This is a genomic window from Burkholderia stagnalis (assembly GCF_039848545.1).
GTDB lineage: Bacteria > Pseudomonadota > Gammaproteobacteria > Burkholderiales > Burkholderiaceae > Burkholderia > Burkholderia stagnalis.
The window spans coordinates 2,157,656-2,175,892 of sequence record NZ_CP156685.1; the positions used below are offsets into that span (position 1 = coordinate 2,157,656).

General features: G+C 69.1%; 21 protein-coding genes. 10 read left to right on the top strand and 11 right to left on the bottom strand.

The window, feature by feature from the left end; genetic code table 11:
* The 4 genes from ABFO07_RS10120 (at position 1) to ABFO07_RS10135 (ending at position 3,542) form a co-directional block, all read left to right on the top strand.
* Positions 1–984, top strand: a complete 984-nt coding sequence (locus ABFO07_RS10120) for an NAD(P)-dependent oxidoreductase (RefSeq protein ID WP_347467073.1) — start codon at positions 1–3, stop codon at positions 982–984.
* A 295-nt stretch (positions 985–1,279) separates the two neighbouring features.
* Complete coding sequence (locus ABFO07_RS10125; protein WP_059561865.1) at positions 1,280–2,323, top strand: LacI family DNA-binding transcriptional regulator; 1,044 nt, start codon at positions 1,280–1,282, stop codon at positions 2,321–2,323.
* Positions 2,324–2,377: 54 nt separating this feature from the next.
* On the top strand, positions 2,378–3,166 hold the full coding sequence (locus ABFO07_RS10130; RefSeq protein WP_059561863.1) for a YhfC family glutamic-type intramembrane protease: 789 nt from the start codon (positions 2,378–2,380) through the stop codon (positions 3,164–3,166).
* A 13-nt stretch (positions 3,167–3,179) separates the two neighbouring features.
* Complete coding sequence (locus tag ABFO07_RS10135; protein WP_059561860.1) at positions 3,180–3,542, top strand: DUF3022 domain-containing protein; 363 nt, start codon at positions 3,180–3,182, stop codon at positions 3,540–3,542.
* A gap of 39 nt (positions 3,543–3,581) precedes the next feature.
* Here the strand turns inward: ABFO07_RS10135 and ABFO07_RS10140 are convergent, their stop codons facing one another.
* A complete protein-coding gene (locus tag ABFO07_RS10140; protein ID WP_059561855.1) occupies positions 3,582–4,016 on the bottom strand; it encodes a PGDYG domain-containing protein in 435 nt (144 codons plus the stop codon).
* A 124-nt stretch (positions 4,017–4,140) separates the two neighbouring features.
* Positions 4,141–4,671 (bottom strand): Spy/CpxP family protein refolding chaperone, encoded by a 531-nt coding sequence (locus tag ABFO07_RS10145; protein WP_059561851.1) that lies wholly within the window; start codon positions 4,669–4,671, stop codon positions 4,141–4,143.
* Positions 4,672–4,953: 282 nt separating this feature from the next.
* Between ABFO07_RS10145 and ABFO07_RS10150 the strand changes: the two genes are divergently transcribed.
* Both ABFO07_RS10150 and ABFO07_RS10155 read left to right on the top strand, forming a co-directional pair.
* On the top strand, positions 4,954–5,418 hold the full coding sequence (locus tag ABFO07_RS10150; RefSeq protein ID WP_059561847.1) for an Lrp/AsnC family transcriptional regulator: 465 nt from the start codon (positions 4,954–4,956) through the stop codon (positions 5,416–5,418).
* Positions 5,419–5,796: 378 nt separating this feature from the next.
* Complete coding sequence (locus ABFO07_RS10155) at positions 5,797–6,897, top strand: saccharopine dehydrogenase family protein (RefSeq protein WP_017332120.1); 1,101 nt, start codon at positions 5,797–5,799, stop codon at positions 6,895–6,897.
* A gap of 87 nt (positions 6,898–6,984) precedes the next feature.
* On the opposite strand, the gene ABFO07_RS10160 is transcribed toward ABFO07_RS10155, so the two are convergent.
* Positions 6,985–7,608, bottom strand: a complete 624-nt coding sequence (locus tag ABFO07_RS10160) for an AAA family ATPase (RefSeq protein ID WP_059561842.1) — start codon at positions 7,606–7,608, stop codon at positions 6,985–6,987.
* Positions 7,605–7,751 carry a cytochrome bd-I oxidase subunit CydX gene (cydX, locus tag ABFO07_RS10165; RefSeq protein ID WP_063888782.1) on the bottom strand — a complete coding sequence of 49 codons (147 nt, stop codon included), beginning with the start codon at positions 7,749–7,751 and terminating at the stop codon, positions 7,605–7,607. The genes ABFO07_RS10160 and cydX overlap by 4 nt, the downstream gene beginning before the upstream one ends.
* A 205-nt stretch (positions 7,752–7,956) precedes the next feature.
* Here cydX and corA point away from each other — a divergent pair, with 205 nt between their 5' ends.
* Positions 7,957–8,934: a magnesium/cobalt transporter CorA gene (gene corA / locus ABFO07_RS10170; RefSeq protein ID WP_059801476.1), complete on the top strand. Its 978-nt coding sequence runs from the start codon at positions 7,957–7,959 to the stop codon at positions 8,932–8,934.
* Positions 8,935–8,956: 22 nt separating this feature from the next.
* Here the strand turns inward: corA and ABFO07_RS10175 are convergent, their stop codons facing one another.
* Both ABFO07_RS10175 and ABFO07_RS10180 read right to left on the bottom strand, forming a co-directional pair.
* On the bottom strand, positions 8,957–9,244 hold the full coding sequence (locus ABFO07_RS10175) for a YciI-like protein (protein WP_017332116.1): 288 nt from the start codon (positions 9,242–9,244) through the stop codon (positions 8,957–8,959).
* 228 nt (positions 9,245–9,472) lie between these two features.
* Positions 9,473–9,961 carry an adenosine-specific kinase gene (locus ABFO07_RS10180; protein WP_124489997.1) on the bottom strand — a complete coding sequence of 163 codons (489 nt, stop codon included), beginning with the start codon at positions 9,959–9,961 and terminating at the stop codon, positions 9,473–9,475.
* A gap of 145 nt (positions 9,962–10,106) precedes the next feature.
* Between ABFO07_RS10180 and ABFO07_RS10185 the strand changes: the two genes are divergently transcribed.
* The 3 genes from ABFO07_RS10185 to ABFO07_RS10195 all read left to right on the top strand — a co-directional run bounded on the left by ABFO07_RS10185 (position 10,107) and on the right by ABFO07_RS10195 (position 13,605).
* Complete coding sequence (locus ABFO07_RS10185) at positions 10,107–11,081, top strand: cysteine synthase A (protein ID WP_059801528.1); 975 nt, start codon at positions 10,107–10,109, stop codon at positions 11,079–11,081.
* A 124-nt stretch (positions 11,082–11,205) separates the two neighbouring features.
* Positions 11,206–11,691 (top strand): aminoacyl-tRNA deacylase, encoded by a 486-nt coding sequence (locus ABFO07_RS10190; protein WP_026044677.1) that lies wholly within the window; start codon positions 11,206–11,208, stop codon positions 11,689–11,691.
* A gap of 489 nt (positions 11,692–12,180) precedes the next feature.
* The gene (locus ABFO07_RS10195) at positions 12,181–13,605 is read left to right on the top strand and encodes a PLP-dependent aminotransferase family protein (protein WP_059562041.1); all 1,425 of its coding nucleotides are present in this window, start codon (positions 12,181–12,183) and stop codon (positions 13,603–13,605) included.
* Between the two features lie 46 nt (positions 13,606–13,651).
* On the opposite strand, the gene moaD is transcribed toward ABFO07_RS10195, so the two are convergent.
* From moaD to fdhD, 5 genes are all read right to left on the bottom strand, one after another.
* Positions 13,652–13,909: a molybdopterin converting factor subunit 1 gene (gene moaD / locus ABFO07_RS10200; RefSeq protein WP_059881836.1), complete on the bottom strand. Its 258-nt coding sequence runs from the start codon at positions 13,907–13,909 to the stop codon at positions 13,652–13,654.
* A 38-nt stretch (positions 13,910–13,947) separates the two neighbouring features.
* Complete coding sequence (locus ABFO07_RS10205; RefSeq protein WP_059561830.1) at positions 13,948–14,514, bottom strand: molybdenum cofactor biosynthesis protein MoaE; 567 nt, start codon at positions 14,512–14,514, stop codon at positions 13,948–13,950.
* A 46-nt stretch (positions 14,515–14,560) separates the two neighbouring features.
* A complete protein-coding gene (moaA, locus tag ABFO07_RS10210; protein ID WP_230942383.1) occupies positions 14,561–15,649 on the bottom strand; it encodes a GTP 3',8-cyclase MoaA in 1,089 nt (362 codons plus the stop codon).
* A 250-nt stretch (positions 15,650–15,899) separates the two neighbouring features.
* Entirely contained in the window at positions 15,900–17,114 is a 1,215-nt protein-coding gene (locus tag ABFO07_RS10215; protein ID WP_347467081.1) for a molybdopterin molybdotransferase MoeA, read from the bottom strand.
* 21 nt (positions 17,115–17,135) lie between these two features.
* Positions 17,136–17,987, bottom strand: a complete 852-nt coding sequence (fdhD, locus tag ABFO07_RS10220; RefSeq protein ID WP_059801481.1) for a formate dehydrogenase accessory sulfurtransferase FdhD — start codon at positions 17,985–17,987, stop codon at positions 17,136–17,138.
* Between the last annotated feature and the right edge of the window lie 250 nt (positions 17,988–18,237).

Sequence of the window (18,237 nt, forward strand, 5' to 3'; positions counted from 1 at the left end):
ATGAAGCCCCGTATCGTCGCCTACAAGCCGCTGCCCGATGACGTGCTCGCCTACCTGCGCGAGCATGCGGAGGTGGTGCAGGCCGACGGCGCCGCGGCGCTGGCCGACGCGCTCGCCCAGGCCGACGGCGCGATCGGCGCGAGCCTGAAGATCACGCCGGCGATGCTCGACGGCGCGCCGCGGCTGAAGGCCTGGTCGACGATCTCGGTCGGCTACGACAACTTCGACGTGGCGGACCTGACCCGGCGCGGCATCGTGCTCGCGCACACGCCGGACGTGCTGACCGAATCGACGGCCGACACGGTGTTTTCGCTGATCCTCGCGTCGGCGCGGCGCGTCGTCGAACTGGCGGAGTGGGTGAAGGCCGGCCGCTGGCAGCGCAGCATCGGCCCGGACCTGTACGGCACCGACGTGCAGGGCAAGACGATCGGCATCGTCGGGCTCGGGCGGATCGGCGCGGCGGTCGCGCGGCGCGCGGCGCTCGGGTTCCGGATGCGGGTGCTGTACACGAACCGCTCCGCGCAGCCGGACGCCGAGGCGCAGTTCGGCGCGCAGCGCGTCGCGCTCGACCAGCTGCTCGCCGAAGCCGATTTCGTCTGCCTGCAGGTGCCGCTGGCGCCGGAAACGCGCCACCTGATCGGCGCGGCCGAACTCGCCAAAATGAAGCGCGGCGCGATCCTGATCAATGCGTCGCGCGGCCCGGTGGTGGACGAGGCGGCGCTGATCGACGCGCTGCGCGCGGGCACGATCCGCGGCGCGGGCCTCGACGTGTTCGAGCAGGAACCGCTCGCGGCCGATTCGCCGCTGCTGCGGATGAGCAACGTGGTCGCGCTGCCGCACATCGGCTCGGCGACGCACGAAACGCGCCACGCGATGGCCCGCTGCGCGGCGGAGAACCTGGTCGGCGCGCTGGCCGGCACGCTGCGCGCGAACCTGGTCAATCCGGACGCGCTTGCGCCCGCGCGCGGGCTGAGCGCGGGCTGATTGCACCGGCGGCCGAGGTGCGGCCCGGCGTCTGCGCGGAAACCGCACGGCGCCCGCCCATGGGTTAGAGTCGATGATCTTGGTGCGGGGCCATCGGCTGCGTTATGATCGCCCGCTCGTCGCGTCGAAAGCGGGGCCGTAGCCACCCGCGTCGCGCGGCCCGAGTCCGTGCGGGGGCCGGCGCCGAAGCGCCTGCCCCGATCGACAGGAGAGTCCGCCAGTTGGCTTTCGTATCCAACAACAAACGTCCGCCCGTGCGCATCGCGGCGCGGATTGCACGTCGCGAGGCACGACAGTGACCGATTCGCAACCCACCAGCCCGCGTCCCGCGACGATCAGCGACGTCGCCCGCGAGGCCGGTACCGGCAAGACCAGCGTATCGCGCTATCTCAACGGCGAGACGAACGTGTTGTCCGCGGATCTGCGCCAGCGGATCGAAGCGGCCATCGCGCGGCTGAACTACCGGCCGAACCAGATGGCGCGCGGCCTCAAGCGCGGCCGCAACCGGCTGCTCGGCATGCTCGCGGCCGACCTGACCAATCCCTATACCGTCGAGGTGCTGCAGGGCGTCGAGGCGGCGTGCCACGCGCTCGGCTACATGCCGCTCATCTGCCACGCGGCCAACGAGGTCGAGATGGAGCGCCGCTTCCTGCAGCTGCTCACCACGTACCGCGTCGAAGGGCTGATCGTCAACGCGCTCGGCGCCGAGGAGGACGTGCTGCGCCCGCTGCGCGGCGGCGGGATTCCGGCGGTGCTGGTCGACCGGACGGTCGAGGGCTTCGACGCCGACCTGATCGGCCTCGACAACGGCAACGCGGTCGAGACGGTCGTGCGGCACCTGATCGAACGCGGCTTCGACGCGATCCATTTCGTCGTGCAGCCGTTCGAGCGCGTCAGCTCGCGGCGCCAGCGCGAGGCGGCGTTCCGCGCGACGCTGGCGGCGCACGGGCGGCAGGCGCCGCCTGCCGTCGTGCTCGACCTGAATGCGGCCGATGCGGTGGCCGCCGCGCTTGCCGAGCTCGATGCGCGCATCGACGCGGCCGCGCAGCGCGGCACGCGCGCGGCGCTGTTCGCGGCGAACGCGCCGGTCGCGCTCGCGATCGCGCGGCACCTGCGCGCGCGTTTCGGCGCGGCGTGGCAGGCGCACGCCGCGCTCGTGTCGATCGACGATCCGGAGTGGGCCGAGCTGATCGGCATCACCGCGATCCGCCAGCCGACCTACGAAATCGGCTACAAGGCCGTCGAATTCGTCCACGAGCGGATCGACGGCGCGGCGGGCGACGTGCGCGTCGCGCTGCTGCCGGGCGAGCTGATCGCGCGCGCGTCGACCGCAAGCTGAGTATCATTCGGGGCACGCGGCGCGTCAGGTGCGCTGCCCCGAACAAGGACTTACATGATCGTTGCTCCCATCACGCTGGCGGTGCTGATCGCCGCCACGCTGATCATCGCGCTGCTGCCGCTCGCCCTTTACCGCTACCTGCGCAAGCCGCTTTCCCTCGACCGCCGCGATTCGATCGTCGGCATCGCCGTTTTCGCACTGTTCGCGATGGTGCTCCAGCGCGCGTTTCACGGCGTGGTGCTGGGCCAGGTGACGCCCGGCGGCTGGTTGACGCAGCCGCTCGCGTTCGTCGCGTACGGCGCGCTGTCGGCCGGTGTGTTCGAGGAGATCGGGCGCTATCTCGGGATGCGCTTGCTGAAGCGCCGCTACGGCGCATCGGCCGGCGACGGCCGCGGGATCGGCAACGGCATCGGCCACGGCGGCGCGCAGGCCTGGTTTGCCGGCGTGCTCGTGTGGGGCCAGTGGTCGTACCTCGCGTGGCTCGCGAACCACGGCCAGCTCGACGCGCAGCTCGCGGGGCTGCCGGGCGATGCCGTGCTGCGCCTGCATGTGCTGCTGTCGGCGCTGTCGGTGCAGTCCATCGCGCTGCTGCTGATCGAGCGCGGCGCGGCGTTCGCGCTGCAGGTCGCGCTGTCGGTGCTGATGTGGCGCGGCGTGCGTGCCGGCTCGCGCGGCGTGCTGCCGCTCGCGATCGCGCTGCATGCGCTCGCCGACGTGCCGGGGATGCTCTACCAGGTCCGCATGCTGTCGGGCGCGTGGGTCGAGGCGATCTATTTCGTGCTGGGCGCGGCGCTGATCGGCGTGCTGGTGAAGACCTGCCTGCCCGCGCGCGCGGCGGCCTGACGGGAGGACGGAGATGGAAGACTATCTGATCGAATGCCCGAGCGCCGAATTCGATGCGCTCGCACGCGTGATCTGCGACCTGTTCCCGGAGCAGACCCGCTTCGTCGAAAGCAGCGACGAGCGCGGCCGTTTCCTGTCCGTGCAGTGGGTCGCGATGCGCTTCGGCTCGACGCCGAAACGGATGACGCTCGACGTGCGCATCGCGCCGGCCGCGTTCGCGCGCTATCTCGCGCTGAAGCCGATGCAGCGCGCGCGCAGCCACGCGGTGCTGCATGCGTATGTGGAAGCGACGCTGGGGTCGCTGGAGGAGCGTCACGCGGCGGGCGAAGCGGTGCCGCGCGACGAGGTGCTGATGCTGGACGAGGAATTCGCGTAAGCGGCTTTGCGTTGGCGCAGCCGCTGGAGCGACGCGCCGTCAGCCGGCGTCGCGGTAGACCTGCGCGAAGCGCTGCGCCTGCACGACGCCGTAGTCGCCGGGCGCGTACTGCATCACCCAGTCGCCCGCGACGCCGCGCAGCGTGTCGCCGTTCGCGGAGCGTGCGATCGTGAACGGTTCGTCCATCCGCCGGGCGAGCACCACCGCCGGCCGGTTCCGGTATGCGCCCGGCTCGCCGTGCGTGAGTGCCGGATCGGCGGGCAGGTATTTCGCGTCGAAACGCGCGCGCGACACGACCCAGCGGTCGCCGGTCGAGCCGGTGATCAGCGCGTCGCCGGCCACGTAGCGGTTCGGGCCTTCGAGGCTCATCAGTTCGCCGTCCCCGGCCGCGAAGGCGACCGCGACGGTCTCGTCCTTGACGACGCGCCGGGCTTGCGGATCGGTGCTGAGATCGAGTTGCTTGAGTTCTAGCATGGCGAAGAAATGCGGGAAAAGCGTGGAGCTTATCCCGAAAACGGCGCGCTGGGAAATCGGCGCCGTCCGCCGGCGGGAGGCGCGCCGCCGGCCGGCGTAGGGCGGGCCGGCGGCGCGTGATGCGTCAGGGCTTCGCGGGTGCGCTCGCGGCCGCGCCCGGCGCGGCGTTGCCCTTGGCGCGGCGTTCGCCGCCGTGATGCAGCCAGCTGCGGAACGTCGTGTCGGCGAGCGCCTTCTGGTCGGCCGGGAAGCTCGCATAGAGCGGCGCGAACGCGTCGGCCAGCTTTTTCGCGCCGTCGGCATTCGACTGTGCGAGTTCCGCATACTGCTTCATGTCGTCGACCGCGGTTGCGCTGCGGGTTTCCATTCGCTGGCGATACAGGCGGCCCATCGTGTTGGCGTTGTCGCGCATCGTGTCGGCAAAGGTCTTCCATTGCGGTTCCTGCGCCGGCGTGATCTTCAGCTGGTTGTGCAGGTACGTGATGCGTTGTTCGATGCGCGCTTCGTGGCGGGCCGCGTGCTGCGCGGCGCTCGGCGCCGACGCCGCGGCAGCGGCCGGCTGCGCGGGCGCCTGCGGCTGCGCCTGGGGTTGCGTCTGCGCGAACGCGCCGGCCGCAACGGTCAGGGCAGCGAGGGTGAGCGAAATTTTCTTCATGGTGGCTCTCCGGGGTGATGTCGTGCGAGCGGGCGCGGCGCTTCTGCGGCGCACGCGCGACTCGCGTCGCAACGTATTAGTAGCATGCGGCGCGTCGCGCGGGCGCCGATGCGACACTTGCTTACATCCGATACGAAACGACATCGATGCGGATACATTTGTGCACACCGGTCGACACCGCCCGCCGCCGCGATGCATGCACCGATTGGGCCGGTGCGCGTTCGGCGCTATCATCGCGTCACGTTCAATTCCGGCTGCGTCCCGCGCGCCATTCCAAGCCTCATGCGTCCACCCCGTCTCGACCAGCTCGACGATCTCGACCGGCAGCTCGTCGCGCTGCTGCAAGCCAATGCGCGCGCCAGCGTCGCGGATCTCGCGCGCCAGCTCGACGTCGCGCGCACGACGGTGATCGCGCGCATTGCGCGTCTCGAGCGCACCAACGTGATCGCCGGCTACAGCGTGCGGCTCGGCCAGGACGTGCTCGACGCGAGCATCTATGCATACGTGGGCATCATCCTCGCGCCGAAGTACGGCAAGGACGTGCTGAAGAAGCTCGACCGGATGCCCGAAGTGCAGCTGCTGTGCGCGGTGAGCGGCGAATACGACTACGTTGCGTGGCTGCGCGCCGATTCGCCGGAACGGCTCAACGACCTGCTCGACCAGATCGGCGCGCTCGAAGGCGTCGAGCGCACGACGACGTCGATCATCCTCGCGCGCAAGATCGATCGCGGGACGGTGGGCGGGTAACGCGCCGCGCGCGTATTTCGCATGTCCTTGGAATGAGCGGGGCGTCTCCCGGCCCCTGACTCGCGTCCGAGGTGCGTTCGCCGGCTGACTGACGCCGCCGCCGTATCCTTCGCTTCAGCCGTCACGCGCCGCATCCGGCGCATCCTTCTTTCCTTCCTCACCGCTCTTCGAAACCCGATGCGCCAATGCCCAACCCAGGCCGGCGCACGGGCCATTTCCACGTGATTTCGTCATTATGACGAAAAACATCGTCATAACGTCGACAATCCCCGTCGTTTCGCATCATTCTTGGTCTTGGAACTGATTTTGCGCGTCCCTAAACTGTGTTCATGGCTCGACGCCGTACACAACACCAACCCATCATCAGGAGATAAGCGCATGAAAATCGCCATCGTCGGCGCAGGTCTGATCGGCCACACCATTGCTCACATGCTGCGTGAAACGGGCGACTACGAAGTCGTCGCCTTCGATCGCGACGCGGACGCGCTTGCGAAGCTGTCGCGCGAAGGCATTGCGACGCAACGTGTCGATTCGGCCGATGCGAATGCGATCCGCGAAGCGGTCAAGGGTTTCGATGCGCTCGTCAACGCGCTGCCGTACTACCTCGCCGTGAACGTCGCCGCCGCCGCGAAGGCCGCGGGCGTCCATTACTTCGACCTGACCGAAGACGTGCGTGCGACGCACGCGATCCGCGAACTGGCCGACGGCTCCGACCGCGCGTTCATGCCGCAGTGCGGCCTCGCGCCGGGCTTCATCGGCATCGCCGCGCACGAGCTCGTGAACGGCTTCACCGAAGTGCGCGACGTGAAGATGCGCGTGGGCGCGCTGCCCGAGTATCCGACCAACGCGCTGAAGTACAACCTGACGTGGAGCGTCGACGGTCTGATCAACGAATACTGCCAGCCGTGCGAAGCGATCCGCGACGGCCGCAAGCAGTGGGTGCAGCCGCTCGAAGGCCTCGAGCACTTCTCGCTCGACGGCACCGAATACGAAGCGTTCAACACGTCGGGCGGCCTCGGCACGCTGTGCGAGACGCTGTCGGGCAAGGTCGAGACGCTCGACTACAAGTCGGTGCGCTACCCGGGCCACCGCGATCTCGTGCAGTTCCTGCTGGAAGACCTGCGCCTGTCGACCGACCGCGACACGCTGAAGTCGATCATGCGCCGCGCGGTGCCGTCGACCAAGCAGGACGTCGTGCTGGTGTTCGTCACGGTGACGGGCGTGAAGGACGGCCAGCTCGTGCAGGACGTGTTCACGCGCAAGATCTTCGCGAAGGAAGTGTGCGGGATGCCGATGAGCGCGATCCAGATCACGACCGCGGGCGCGATGTGCGCGGTGCTGGACCTGTTCCGCGAGAAGAAGCTGCCGCAGAACGGCTTCATCCCGCAGGAAAAGGTGTCGCTGAAGGCGTTCCTCGCGAACCGCTTCGGCAAGCTGTACGACGGCGGCACGATGGAGCGCGTGCACGCGGTGGCCTGATCGCCGTCACGGCCACGCACGAGGCCCGAAGCAACGCCGGGGGCGCACGACGCCGCCCGGCGTTGTCGCATTCGGGCGGCGCGATGCTCAGGCGGGCAGCGGCGGGACGATCGGGGTGGGCGGGGCGGGCGGTGGCGGCACGATCCGCGCGAGCAGCGCGTCGATCTCCGCCTCGCCCGGCGCGGTGTTGTCGAACAGCACGAGGCCTTCGCATTCGGCGCCGGTCGGCGCGAAGCGGCGCTGCCGGTATTCGTCCCAGTGCGAGAGCTTGTACGCGTCGTTCGGGTTGCCGCGCGTGACGATGCGCTGGTGCGCGACGTCTTCGGGCACATGGACCCAGATGACCGTCAGCGTGACCTCGGGGCCGATGCCGAGCCACGCGCGATCGAAGATGCGCCGGTCGCGCACCTCGCGCGACAGCGGGCCGACCACGATCGCGCTGATGCCGAGCGCGAGGTTCTCGCGCGCGGTGTCGAGCAGCCCGTGGTATTCGGGATCGCGCAGGTGCTTCAGGTAGAGCGGGCTGTCGCGGTCGTTCGGGTCGTGCGTGAGGGCGCCCATCGCCGCCGAGCTGTAGCGGCCGTACAGCGTGTCCTTGTCGAGCAGGCAGAAGGCCTCGCCGGTCGCGCGCATCAGCGGCCCGATGAGCCGCTTTGCGAGCGTGGTCTTGCCGGTGCCGGCGTGACCGCAGAAAAACACCAGATGCGTCACGAATGCGTGCTCCCCGATCCGGCCGGGGCCGCGTCCGCGCGTTTCGCGTTATTCGGGAACACCTCCGCCTCGAGCCACATCGCGTTGATGATGCCGAAACCGAGCGCGACGCCGATGCCGAGAATCCACGAGAAATACCACATGGGTCTGCCTCCTAGACGGTGATGCCGCGCGGCCGGGCCGCGGGCGTGCGTGTGGGTGCGTCCGCCGCGCGGCTGGCCGCGCATGCTGCGGCGCACGCAGCCCGATCATGACCAATTACCGCGCGGGGCGCAAGCCGCGCCGAGACGGGGCCGCCCGTGCAACAAAGCGGTAAACTGGTGTGCTATCTGCAACACGACGAACACCATGCTGATCAACTGCGCTGCATACCAGGACGGCCGCAAGCTGGCCGACATCGACGTCGACGCCATCAGTGACTATGTGTCGAAGCCCGAATGCTTCGTGTGGGTCGCGCTGAAGGACCCGACGCCCGCGGAGCTCGAGCTGATGGGCGAGGAATTCGGGCTGCACGAGCTGGCGCTGGAAGATGCCTGCAAGGGGCATCAGCGGCCGAAGATCGAGGAATACGGCGATGCGCTGTTCGCGGTCCTGCACACGGTCGAACTCGACGCGGTCGAGGAATTCCAGATCGGCGAGCTGAACGTGTTCGTCGGCCCGAACTACGTGCTGTCGGTGCGCAACCATACCGAGCAGGATTTCCGCGCGGTACGCGCGCGCTGCGAACGCGAGCCGCACCTGTTGCGCGAAGGCTCCGCGTTCGTGTTCTATGCGCTGATGGACCAGGTCGTCGACCGCTATTTCCCGATCCTCGAAGGGCTCGGCGCCGAGCTCGAGGCACTCGAGGACCGCATCTTCACGAAGGCCACGCCGGCGTCGTCGCGCGCGATCATCGAGGATCTCTATTCGCTGAAGCGCCGGCTCGTGTTGCTGTACCAGCACACGGCGCCGCTGCTCGAGCCGCTCGCGAAGCTGACCGGCGGGCGCATCCCGCAGGTCTGCAGCGGGATGGAGCACTACTTCCGCGACGTGTACGACCATCTGCAGCGGATCGTGAAGACGATCGAGGGGCGGCGCGAGATGGTCGTGACCGCGATCCAGGTCAATCTCGGGATGATCTCGCTCGCCGAGAACGAGGTGACCAAGCGGCTCGGGTCGTTCGCCGCGCTGTTCGCGATCCCGACGATGATCGCCGGCATCTACGGGATGAACTTCAACAACATTCCCGAGCTGCACTGGAAATACGGCTACTACGGCTGTATCGCCACGATGGCCGTGGTCGACCTGCTGCTGTGGTGGCGCTTCAAGCGGGCAGGGTGGCTGTAGCCCGAGGCGGCGCGCGCCGGCGCTAGCGCGGCGCGTGCTTGCCGACCACCACGCGCCACGGCCGCACCCGCCACGACTTGACGAGGCCGTTCTGCACGTACGGATCGGCGCGCGCGAACGATTCGGCCACCTCGGGCGAGTCGCCCTCGAACACGAGCACGGCCTGGTCGGCCGGATCCGCGAACGCGCCCGCGAGCATCAGCTCGCCGCGTTCGGTGGCCGCGTGCGCGAGCGCCAGGTGCTCGGCGCGGAACGGTTCGCGTCGCGTCAGGTAGTCGTCGACGAGTTCGTAGATCAGCTGGTAGTGCATGCATCGCTCCCGGAAGAATCGAAGGGGCCGCGACCGCGACGCCGGCGCGGCCGTCAGCCTGTTGCGGGCAGTATAGGGCAGGCGTGCGGGCGTGGTGCGTGCGGATCGCGAGCCTCGTTTCCTTGTTCTATCGCAACTAACGGTCAAGCGTTTTGCCGCCGCCGAATCCTGACGACACATCGCGCCGCTTGCACAGCCGGGTCGACAGGCAACGGCGGCGGCCCGCATTTACGCCTTGTAGCCGATCGTCCTCAGCAGCTCCTTGCGCCACTGCACGTCGTCGTCGTTCTCGACGCCGAGCGGCGGAAAACCGTCGACCACGCCGACGATGCCGCGCCCTTGCCCGGTTTCGGCGACGATCACCTCGGTCGGGTTCGCGGTCGCGCAGTAGATCCGGCACACCTCGGGCACCGCCTTGATCGCGTTCAGCACGTTGACCGGATAGAAGCCGTCGCCGAGGAACACGATGAACGCGTGGCCGGCGCCGATCTTGGCGGCATTGCGGCACGCGAGCTCGACCAGTTCCGGATCGGTGCCGGAGCGTCGCACGAGCCGCTTGCCCGACGCCTCGCAGAACGCGAGCCCGAAGCGGATGCCGGGCACGGTGCCGACGAGCGCCTCGTGGAGGTCCTCGACGGACTTGATGAAATGCGTCTGGCCGAGAATGAAGTTCACCGTCTCGGGCTTGTCGACGGCCACGGTGTGCAGTTGCAGCATGTCGGACCTCTTGTGGCGATGCGGCGCAGGCGTCGCGAATGGGCTCTCCAAGCTTAGTACGCGGCGGCCGGCGTCGAAAGCCGCGGCGCCGTCCTATCCTTCGTTGTGTGTGGCGCGCGCGATGCGGCGCGCGACGGAGGCGGACATGGACGTGCGACAAGGTTTCGTCGACTGCGTGGGGCGTACGCCGCTGATCCGGCTGGCGGCGCTCAGCGCGCAGACGGGCTGCGAGATCCTGGCCAAGGCGGAATTCATGAACCCGGGAGGCTCGGTGAAGGACCGCGCGGCGCTGTACATCATCCGCGACGCCGAGCGGCGCGGCACGCTGAAGCCGGGCGGCACCGTCGTCGAGGGCACGGCCGGCAACACCGGCATCGGCCTCGCGCACATCTGCGCGGCGCGCGGCTATCGCTGCGTGATCGTGATCCCGGACACGCAATCGCCGGACAAGATGGCGATCCTGCGCACGCTCGGCGCCGAGGTGCGCGCGGTGCCGGCGGCGCCGTACCGCGACCCGAACAATTATCAGAAGATTGCCGGGCGGCTCGCAGGCGAACTCGACAACGCGATCTGGGCCAACCAGTTCGACAACCCGGTCAACCGGCAGGCGCACTACGAGACGACCGGGCCGGAGATCTGGCGCGACACCGCGGGCACGGTCGATGCGTTCGTGTGCGCGACCGGCACGGGCGGCACGCTGGCCGGCGTGAGCCGCTACCTGAAGGAGCAGAACCCGGCGATCCGGATCGTGCTCGCCGATCCGCAGGGCAGCGGCCTCTACAGCCACGTGAAGACCGGCGAGATCAAGGCCGAGGGCAGCTCGATCACCGAAGGCATCGGCTCGACGCGCGTCACCGCGAATCTCGAAGGCACGGCGATCGACGACGCGGTGCGCATCGACGATCCGCAGTGCGTGGCGATGGTGTACCGGCTGCTGCGCGAGGAAGGGCTGTACGTGGGCGGCTCGAGCGGCATCAACGTCGCGGCGGCGGTGTGGCTCGCGCGGCAGATGGGCCCGGGGCATACGATCGTGACGCTGCTGTGCGACCGCGGCGACATCTATCGCGCCCGGCTGTTCAACCCCGAATGGCTGCGCGAGAAGGGGCTCGCGCCCGCGTGACAGGCGTGCGCGGCGAACGGTGCAACGAGGGTGCAACGGGATTTTCCATCCGCGCAAATGCGACCTATGCTGAACGAACCCGGTGCGAACGCCGTTCGCCCGATATGTTCAGACGAGGTGTGCCATGTCGATGTCTGCGACCCTGCAGGATTGCCTGCGCCAGAAGTCCTCGCGGTATGAAGTCGTGTACCACCCCTATAGCCATACGAGCATGGAGACCGCCGCGGCCGCGCATATCCCCGGCGATCGGCTCGCGAAAACCGTGCTGCTCGAAGACGACGGCGGCTACGTCGCGGCCGTGCTGCCGACGACGCACGCGGTGCGCCTGTCGGATCTCTGGGCAAAGACCGGCCGTCATCTCGTGCTCGCGAAGGAAGTCGAGCTGCGCGAACTGTTCAAGGACTGCGATGCGGGCGCGCTGCCGCCGGTCTGCATGGCCTACGGGATGCAGACCTTCCTCGAAGAGCATCTGGCGACGCAGCCGGAAGTCTATTTCGAGGCAGGCGATCACGAGGCGCTGATCCACATGACGCAGGACGAGTTCCTGTCGCTGATGGAAACCGCCGAACGCGCGCATTTCTCGCACAAGATGCAGGGCATGGCGTCCTGAGCGATGCCGGCCGGCGCGCGGATGGGCGCCGGCCGGCATGAAGTGCGGTAGCCGCGGCGCGTGATGCACCGATTCAGGCCGTGCGCCTGAGGGGTGCGTGCGCGCGCCGCCACCTGCTTGCCCAATCCAGTCAATCCGATCATCTGCCCTCGCAGTGACCTTGCTCGCCCGATGTCGGGCCGCAGCATCCGTCCTCCCTTTCCTTACAGAATTCGTAAGAAATACAGTTGCCACGGTCTGTTACGGATTGCTGAAACTGTACTCTTGCGGGCACGATGAATGTGTGTGCCTGCGGGTGACTGTTCTCCTCGTACTCTTCCATTACCAAAAGCACAGCGCCGCAAATCCCGGATCCCGGGTATGCGGATGCATCTACATGAGAGCCACGGCGATGGAAAAGGCAAAACCGGAGGGAATTATCGCGACGAACCACGACCCGACCGCTGCGCGGAGCACCCGCACATGCGGCGCACCGGCGGGAGGCGCGCGATGAAACTGTATGAAAAACTTGCGGACGACATCGAGCGCCTGATCCGCCAGGGCGTGTACCGGCACGGCGACCGGATTCCGTCGGTGCGGCAGGCGAGCCAGCAGCACCGGCTCAGCATCACGACAGTCCTGCACGCGTACCTGCTGCTCGAAAGCCGCGGCCTGCTGGAGAGCCGCCCGCAATCCGGCTACTTCGTGAACCTGCGCCGCGACGACGGCAACGGGCAGGTGCGCGACCTGCGGCCGTCGAAGCCGATCGCGATTTCGTCGTCGGTCGACGTGAGCCGGCTCGTGCTGTCGACGCTGCGCTCGATCGGCGCGGACGACGCGGTGCCGCTCGGCTCGCCGTATCCGGACCCGAGCCTGTTCCCGTTCGAGAAGCTGAACCGCTACGCGTACGCGGCCGGCCGCGACAAGACGCTGTGGGGCGTGACCGACGGGCTGCCGCCCGGCAGCCCGCGCCTCGTGCGGCAGATCGCGCGCCGTTACCTGGAGAACGGCATGTCGGTCGATCCGAACGAGATCATCGTGACGGTCGGCGCGACGGAGGCGATCAACCTGTGCCTGCAGGCCGTCGCGAAGCCGGGCGACGTGATCGCGGTCGAGTCGCCGACCTTCTACGCGATGCTGCACGCGATCGAGCGGATGGGGATGAAGGCGATCGAGGTGTCGACGCATCCGGAATACGGGATCGACATCGCGGCGCTCGCGGCGATCATGAAGTCGCAGCCGGTGGCCGCCTGCATGGTGATGCCGAACTTCCAGAATCCGCTCGGCTTCCAGATGCCGGACGAGCGCAAGCGCGAGCTGGTCGAGTTCGCGGCGAAGGCCGACATGCCGATCATCGAGAACGGCGTGTACAACGAGCTGTATTTCGGCGAGTCGCACCCGAGCACGCTGAAGTCGTACGACCGCAAGGGGCTCGTGCTGCACTGTTCGTCGTTCTCGAAGAGCCTGACGGCCGCGTACCGGATCGGCTGGGCGCTGCCGGGCCGCTATCGCGATCAGGTCGAGAAGCTGAAGTTCCTGAACACGCTGGCGACCCCGCTGCTGCCGCAGCTCGCGATCGCGGAATTCCTCGAGCGCGACGGCTACGAGCATCACCTGCGGCGGATCCGCAAGGCCTATGCGCAGCAGGCGAACCTGATGCGCGCGATGGTGTCGCGGTTCTTTCCGGAGGGCACGCGCATCTCGAGCCCGGCAGGCGGCTACGTGCTGTGGGTCGAGCTGCCCGCAAAGGTCGATGCGATGCGGCTGTATCAGCTCGCGCTCGAGCAGGGGATCACGATCGGCCCCGGCTACATGTTCTCGATTTCGGACAGCTATCGGAACTTCATCCGGCTGAACTACAGCAGCCCGTGGTCGAGCCAGATCGAACAGGCGGTGATCACCGTCGGCAAGCTCGCGGCGCTCTGCGCGCGCTGACGGGCCGGCGTGCGGCGCGCTTAGCAACCGCGCCGCACGCGTTATGTCATCCGCCCGTCACGGGCGGGAAAAACGCAATCTCGCTGTCTTCACGCACGACGAAACCGCCGTTCACCATCTCGTGGTTGACCGCGATGCGCACCGGGCGATCGTCGCGCAGCGCATGCGCGGCGCGTTCGTCGCGCGACGCGAGCGTGCTGCGCAGCGCGTCGACGGTAAGTTCGGGCGCATCGATCTCGACGATTTCCTCGTCGATGCGCAGTTGTTCGCGAATGCTCGCAAAGTATTTGATCGTCAGTCTCATGGTCGGGTCTTGCCGGGAAGGGGGAAGTCGGCGGGCGCTCAGCCCCACCGTTTCATTGCCTGGTCGTCGAGCGCCTTGGCTTCGACCCATTCGGCCGCGCCGTCTTGCCGGATCTCCTTCTTCCAGAACGGCGCATGGGTCTTCAGGAAATCCATCAGGAACTCGCATGCGTCGAACGCGGCCCCGCGATGCGGCGCGGCCACGACCACCAGCACGACCGGGTGGCCGAGCGCGATGCGGCCGATCCGGTGCACGATCCTGACCGACTCGAGCGTCCAGCGCGCGGACGCCTCCTCGACGATGCTCCATAGCGCGCGCTCGGTCATGCCCGGGTAGTGCTCGATCTCGAGCGCGACGACGTCGTCGAAGTCGCCGCTCTGGCGCACCACGCCGAGGAAATTCACGACCGCCCCGACGCGCGGGTTGCGCACGATCGGCGTGATTTCCGCATCGACGTCGATCGGCTCGTACTGCACGCGCACCTCGAAGCCCGCGGAGATCGCGGGCGGCGAATGGGCGGGCGGGGCCGCGGCGTCGTCGCCGGGGTGGCCGTCGGAATGGGCCGGGTCGTCCGGCTCGGCGTGCGGGTCGATGAGTGACGTCATGACTGTTCTCCAGGGGGCGGGTCGTCTCGCATCGCGCTGCCGGGCATCAGCCGCCGACGAGCGACATGCGGACCGTCGGATACGTCTTGCCGGTCCGCCGCGCACGGTGCGCCGAGCGCAGCTCGGAGTAGCGATCGTCGCGGCGCAGCCAGCGGTCGCGGATCGTATCGGTCAGCGGCGCGAGCGGCGCCGCGGCGTCGAGCCATGGCCGCAGATCGGTGCCGTGCGTCGCGAACAGGCAGGTGTACAGCTGGCCGTCGGCGGACACGCGCGCGCGCGTGCAGGTGCCGCAGAACGGATGCGAGACGCTTGCGATGAAACCGACATCGCCGCCGCCGTCGGCGTGGCGATAGTGGATGGCGGTGCCGGCGTGCGCATTCGCGTCGTCGCCGCACGGCAGCAGCGGAAATTCCGATTCGATGATCGCGCGCATCTGCGCCGCGGTCACGACCTTGTCGGTCGCCCAGTACTGCGCGCCGCCGACGTCCATGTATTCGATGAAGCGCACCGCGACGCCCGAGTGGCGGAACGCGCGCACGAGCGGCAGCAGCTGGCTGTCGTTGACGCCGCGCTCGATCACCGCATTGACCTTGACGGGCGCGAGCCCGACGGCCTGTGCCGCTTCGATGCCGTCGAGGATGCGCGCGACCGGCAGGTCGACGTCGCTCATCCGGCGGAACACGGCGTCGTCGATCGCATCGAGGCTCACCGTCACGCGCCCGAGGCCCGCGTCGCGCAGCGCGCGCGCCTTCGCGGCGAGCAGCGAGCCGTTGGTCGTCAGCGCGATCTCGACCGGCTTGCCGTCGACGGTCGTCAGCGACGCGAGCGATTCGACCAGTGTTTCGAGGCCGCGCCGCAGCAGCGGTTCGCCGCCCGTCAGGCGGATCTTCTCGACGCCGAGCGCGACGAACGCGCGCGCGATGCGGGTCAACTGGTCGAACGACAGGCGCTCGGACGACGGCATGAACGCGTAGCCGGCGTCGAAGCTTTCACGCGGCATGCAGTACGTGCAGCGGAAATTGCATTGATCGATGACCGACAGCCGCAGGTCGCGCAGCGGGCGCTCGAGCGTGTCGACGGTGCCGGGGGATTCGCTGGCCGACGCGCCGCGGCTCGCCGCGGGGTGGGTCGGCATGACGGAGTCGATGACGTTCACGATCTGTCCGTTGGCCTGCGCAGGGTGGGAGAAGCGGGGCCGCCGACGCTGCGCATGCCGCGCCGCAACAGCGGCGCCGCAGCCGTGACAGGCTCCATGCCGGAGGATAGTCCGCCGCAATCGCGCGGCCGAGACACAATCCCGGCCGAATTGCAGGAATACAGTTCGGCGCGCAGAGCACAGCGGGCGTGCGCCGCGCCGCGCTGCGACATGAACGGGCGGGCTGGCGTCACGCGAGCCATTGCGCGAAGTCGTAGTACGGCACCGCGTCGCCGCACGCGACCGCGCGGCCGGCGGGCAGCCGCGCGACGCCGCCGGCCTGCGTGAGCGACTGCAGCGTGCCGGCGCCTTGCTGGCGCAGCGCGTCGAGCACGGGCGAGCCGTTCGGCGCGATGTCGCAGCGCACCCGGATGAAGCGCTCGCGCGCGCCGTCCGCTTCGACGTCGGCGTCGAGCGGCAGCCACGGGGGCGCCGGCAGGCGGTCTTCACGGCCCTGCAGGCAGCGGATCAGCGGTGTCACGAACAGCGCGAAGGTGGTCAGCGCCGCGCCCGGGTTGCCAGGCAGCAGCACCACCGGCATGCCGTCGAGCTGCGCGAGCGCGACCGGCTTGCCGGGCTTCATGCGCACGCCGGACAGCACGAACGACGCGCCGAGCGCGCTCAGCGCGGGGCGCACCAGATCCCTGTCGCCGACCGAGGCGCCGCCGACGCAGACGAGCAGGTCGCACTGCGCGCGCATGTCGCGCAGCGCGGCGTCGATTGCGGCCGGCGTGTCGCGCGCGTGCACGCTGCGGCTGACGATCGCGCCGGTGCCCGCGACCAGCGCGGCCAGCATCGGCGCGTTGCTGTTGTAGATCTGCTGCGGCAGCCGCGCGTCGCCGCACGCGACGAGTTCGTCGCCGGTCGTCAGGATGCCGACGCGCGGCACCGGATACACGTCGACGGACGCCATCCCCTGCGACGCGATCATCCCGACGTGCGCGGCCTGCAGGCGCACCCCCGCGGGGATCAGCACCTGGCCCGCGCGCCATTCCTCGCCGCGGCGGCGGATGTGCGTGCCGGCCCGCGCGCTGTCGTCGAAGCTCACGTGGCCGTCCTGCTCGTGCGCGCTTTCCTGCATGAGCACGGTGTCCGCGCCGGGCGGAATCAGGCTGCCGGTGAAGATGCGTGCGGCGGTGCGCGCTGCGAGCGGCTGCGGCGCGTCGCCCGCATAACAGCGCTGCGCGACGGGCAGCGGCTCGCCATGCGCGAGATCCGCGTAACGCACTGCGTAACCATCCATCGCGCTCTGGTCGGCGCTCGGCTGGTCGAACGCGGCGGCGAGCGGCGCGGCCAGCACGCGGCCCGCCGCTTCCGCGAGCGGCACGGACGTGCGGGCGAGCGGCCGCGCGAACGTATGTGCGAAGTGCTGCTGGGCGGTATCGAAATCGATCGGTCGGGTCATGTCGGCGTCACAAGTCACAGGTCACAGTTCAGGCGCTTCAAGCGAAACGGGGGCATCGGCCGGCGCGGCGTATTCGACGAAGCCGTCGCCGCGGCAGAAGCCGAGCAGCCGGATGCCGGCCTCGTGCGCGACGTCGATCGCGAGCGAGGTCGGCGCGGAGATCGTCGCGACCATCGGGATGTCGAGGCGCGCGGCCTTGCGGACCAGCTCGTAGCTCGCGCGGCTCGACAGGAACACGAAGCCGTCGCGCGTGTCCGCGCGGCGCTGCGCGAGCCGGCCGATCAGCTTGTCGAGCGCGTTGTGGCGGCCCACGTCCTCGAACACGTCGACGACTTCGCCGTCGCGGCTGCACCACGCGGCCGCATGGATGCCGCCGGTGTCGCGCATCAGCACCTGGTGGGCGGGCAGTGCGCGCGCGGCGCGCTCGAGCGCATCGGTGCCGATGCCGGCCGCCGCGCCCGCATGGCGGATGCGCGGCGGATGCAGGTCGAGCTGCGCGATGCTCTCGATCCCGCATACGCCGCAGCCGGTGCGGCCGGCCAGCGCGCGCCGGCGCTCCTTCAGCGCCATGAACGCGCGCTGCGACACGGTGAGGCGCACCACGGCACTCGCCGCCGTGCATTCGCTTTCGATGTCGAACACGTCCGACGCGCGCTCGACGATGCCTTCGCTGAGCGCGAAGCCGAGGCCGAACACGTCGAGGTCGATCGGCGTCGCCATCATCACCGCGTGCGAGATGTCGTTGAACACGAGCGCGACCGGGCGCTCCTCGACCACGCGGTCGGCGACGCGCACGAGCTCGCCGCGGCGATGGCGCGTCACGTCGCGCGCCACGCTGCCGGTCGGTTCGACGGGGAGGGCGCAGGGCTGCATGAAGGAATCCTCTCGACGGCGTCGGCCGCGGCAATGGTCCTGTCGGACGCACGCCGGGCCGGCGGATGATGGTGGATGCCGTGGCGGTCGTCGCGCAGGCGTTCGAGCGCCGGGCATCCGGACTGAGGCCAAGCTTACGAGGGTTCGGCCGTGCCGCGCGTGCACAGCCTCGCGGCCGGAAAAGCAGTACAGCTGGCGGGCGCGATGCGACGTGTGTGTGTTTTACATGTACACATCGAAAGGGAGGCAA

Excerpts from the sequence above, each read along its gene's own strand:
- ABFO07_RS10120 (WP_347467073.1), top strand. The coding sequence starts at position 1 with ATGAAGCCCCGTATCGTCGCCTACAAGCCGCTGCCCGATGACGTGCTC.
- ABFO07_RS10130 (WP_059561863.1), top strand. The coding sequence starts at position 2,378 with ATGATCGTTGCTCCCATCACGCTGGCGGTGCTGATCGCCGCCACGCTG.
- ABFO07_RS10145 (WP_059561851.1), bottom strand. The coding sequence starts at position 4,671 with ATGAAGAAAATTTCGCTCACCCTCGCTGCCCTGACCGTTGCGGCCGGC.
- ABFO07_RS10180 (WP_124489997.1), bottom strand. The coding sequence starts at position 9,961 with ATGCTGCAACTGCACACCGTGGCCGTCGACAAGCCCGAGACGGTGAAC.
- ABFO07_RS10175 (WP_017332116.1), bottom strand. The coding sequence starts at position 9,244 with ATGCACTACCAGCTGATCTACGAACTCGTCGACGACTACCTGACGCGA.
- fdhD (WP_059801481.1), bottom strand. The coding sequence starts at position 17,987 with ATGCAGCCCTGCGCCCTCCCCGTCGAACCGACCGGCAGCGTGGCGCGC.
- ABFO07_RS10135 (WP_059561860.1), top strand. The coding sequence starts at position 3,180 with ATGGAAGACTATCTGATCGAATGCCCGAGCGCCGAATTCGATGCGCTC.
- ABFO07_RS10185 (WP_059801528.1), top strand. The coding sequence starts at position 10,107 with ATGGACGTGCGACAAGGTTTCGTCGACTGCGTGGGGCGTACGCCGCTG.
- moaD (WP_059881836.1), bottom strand. The coding sequence starts at position 13,909 with ATGAGACTGACGATCAAATACTTTGCGAGCATTCGCGAACAACTGCGC.
- ABFO07_RS10205 (WP_059561830.1), bottom strand. The coding sequence starts at position 14,514 with ATGACGTCACTCATCGACCCGCACGCCGAGCCGGACGACCCGGCCCAT.
- ABFO07_RS10155 (WP_017332120.1), top strand. The coding sequence starts at position 5,797 with ATGAAAATCGCCATCGTCGGCGCAGGTCTGATCGGCCACACCATTGCT.
- corA (WP_059801476.1), top strand. The coding sequence starts at position 7,957 with ATGCTGATCAACTGCGCTGCATACCAGGACGGCCGCAAGCTGGCCGAC.
- ABFO07_RS10215 (WP_347467081.1), bottom strand. The coding sequence starts at position 17,114 with ATGACCCGACCGATCGATTTCGATACCGCCCAGCAGCACTTCGCACAT.
- cydX (WP_063888782.1), bottom strand. The coding sequence starts at position 7,751 with ATGTGGTATTTCTCGTGGATTCTCGGCATCGGCGTCGCGCTCGGTTTC.
- ABFO07_RS10150 (WP_059561847.1), top strand. The coding sequence starts at position 4,954 with ATGCGTCCACCCCGTCTCGACCAGCTCGACGATCTCGACCGGCAGCTC.
- ABFO07_RS10195 (WP_059562041.1), top strand. The coding sequence starts at position 12,181 with ATGAAACTGTATGAAAAACTTGCGGACGACATCGAGCGCCTGATCCGC.
- moaA (WP_230942383.1), bottom strand. The coding sequence starts at position 15,649 with ATGCCGACCCACCCCGCGGCGAGCCGCGGCGCGTCGGCCAGCGAATCC.
- ABFO07_RS10140 (WP_059561855.1), bottom strand. The coding sequence starts at position 4,016 with ATGCTAGAACTCAAGCAACTCGATCTCAGCACCGATCCGCAAGCCCGG.
- ABFO07_RS10190 (WP_026044677.1), top strand. The coding sequence starts at position 11,206 with ATGTCGATGTCTGCGACCCTGCAGGATTGCCTGCGCCAGAAGTCCTCG.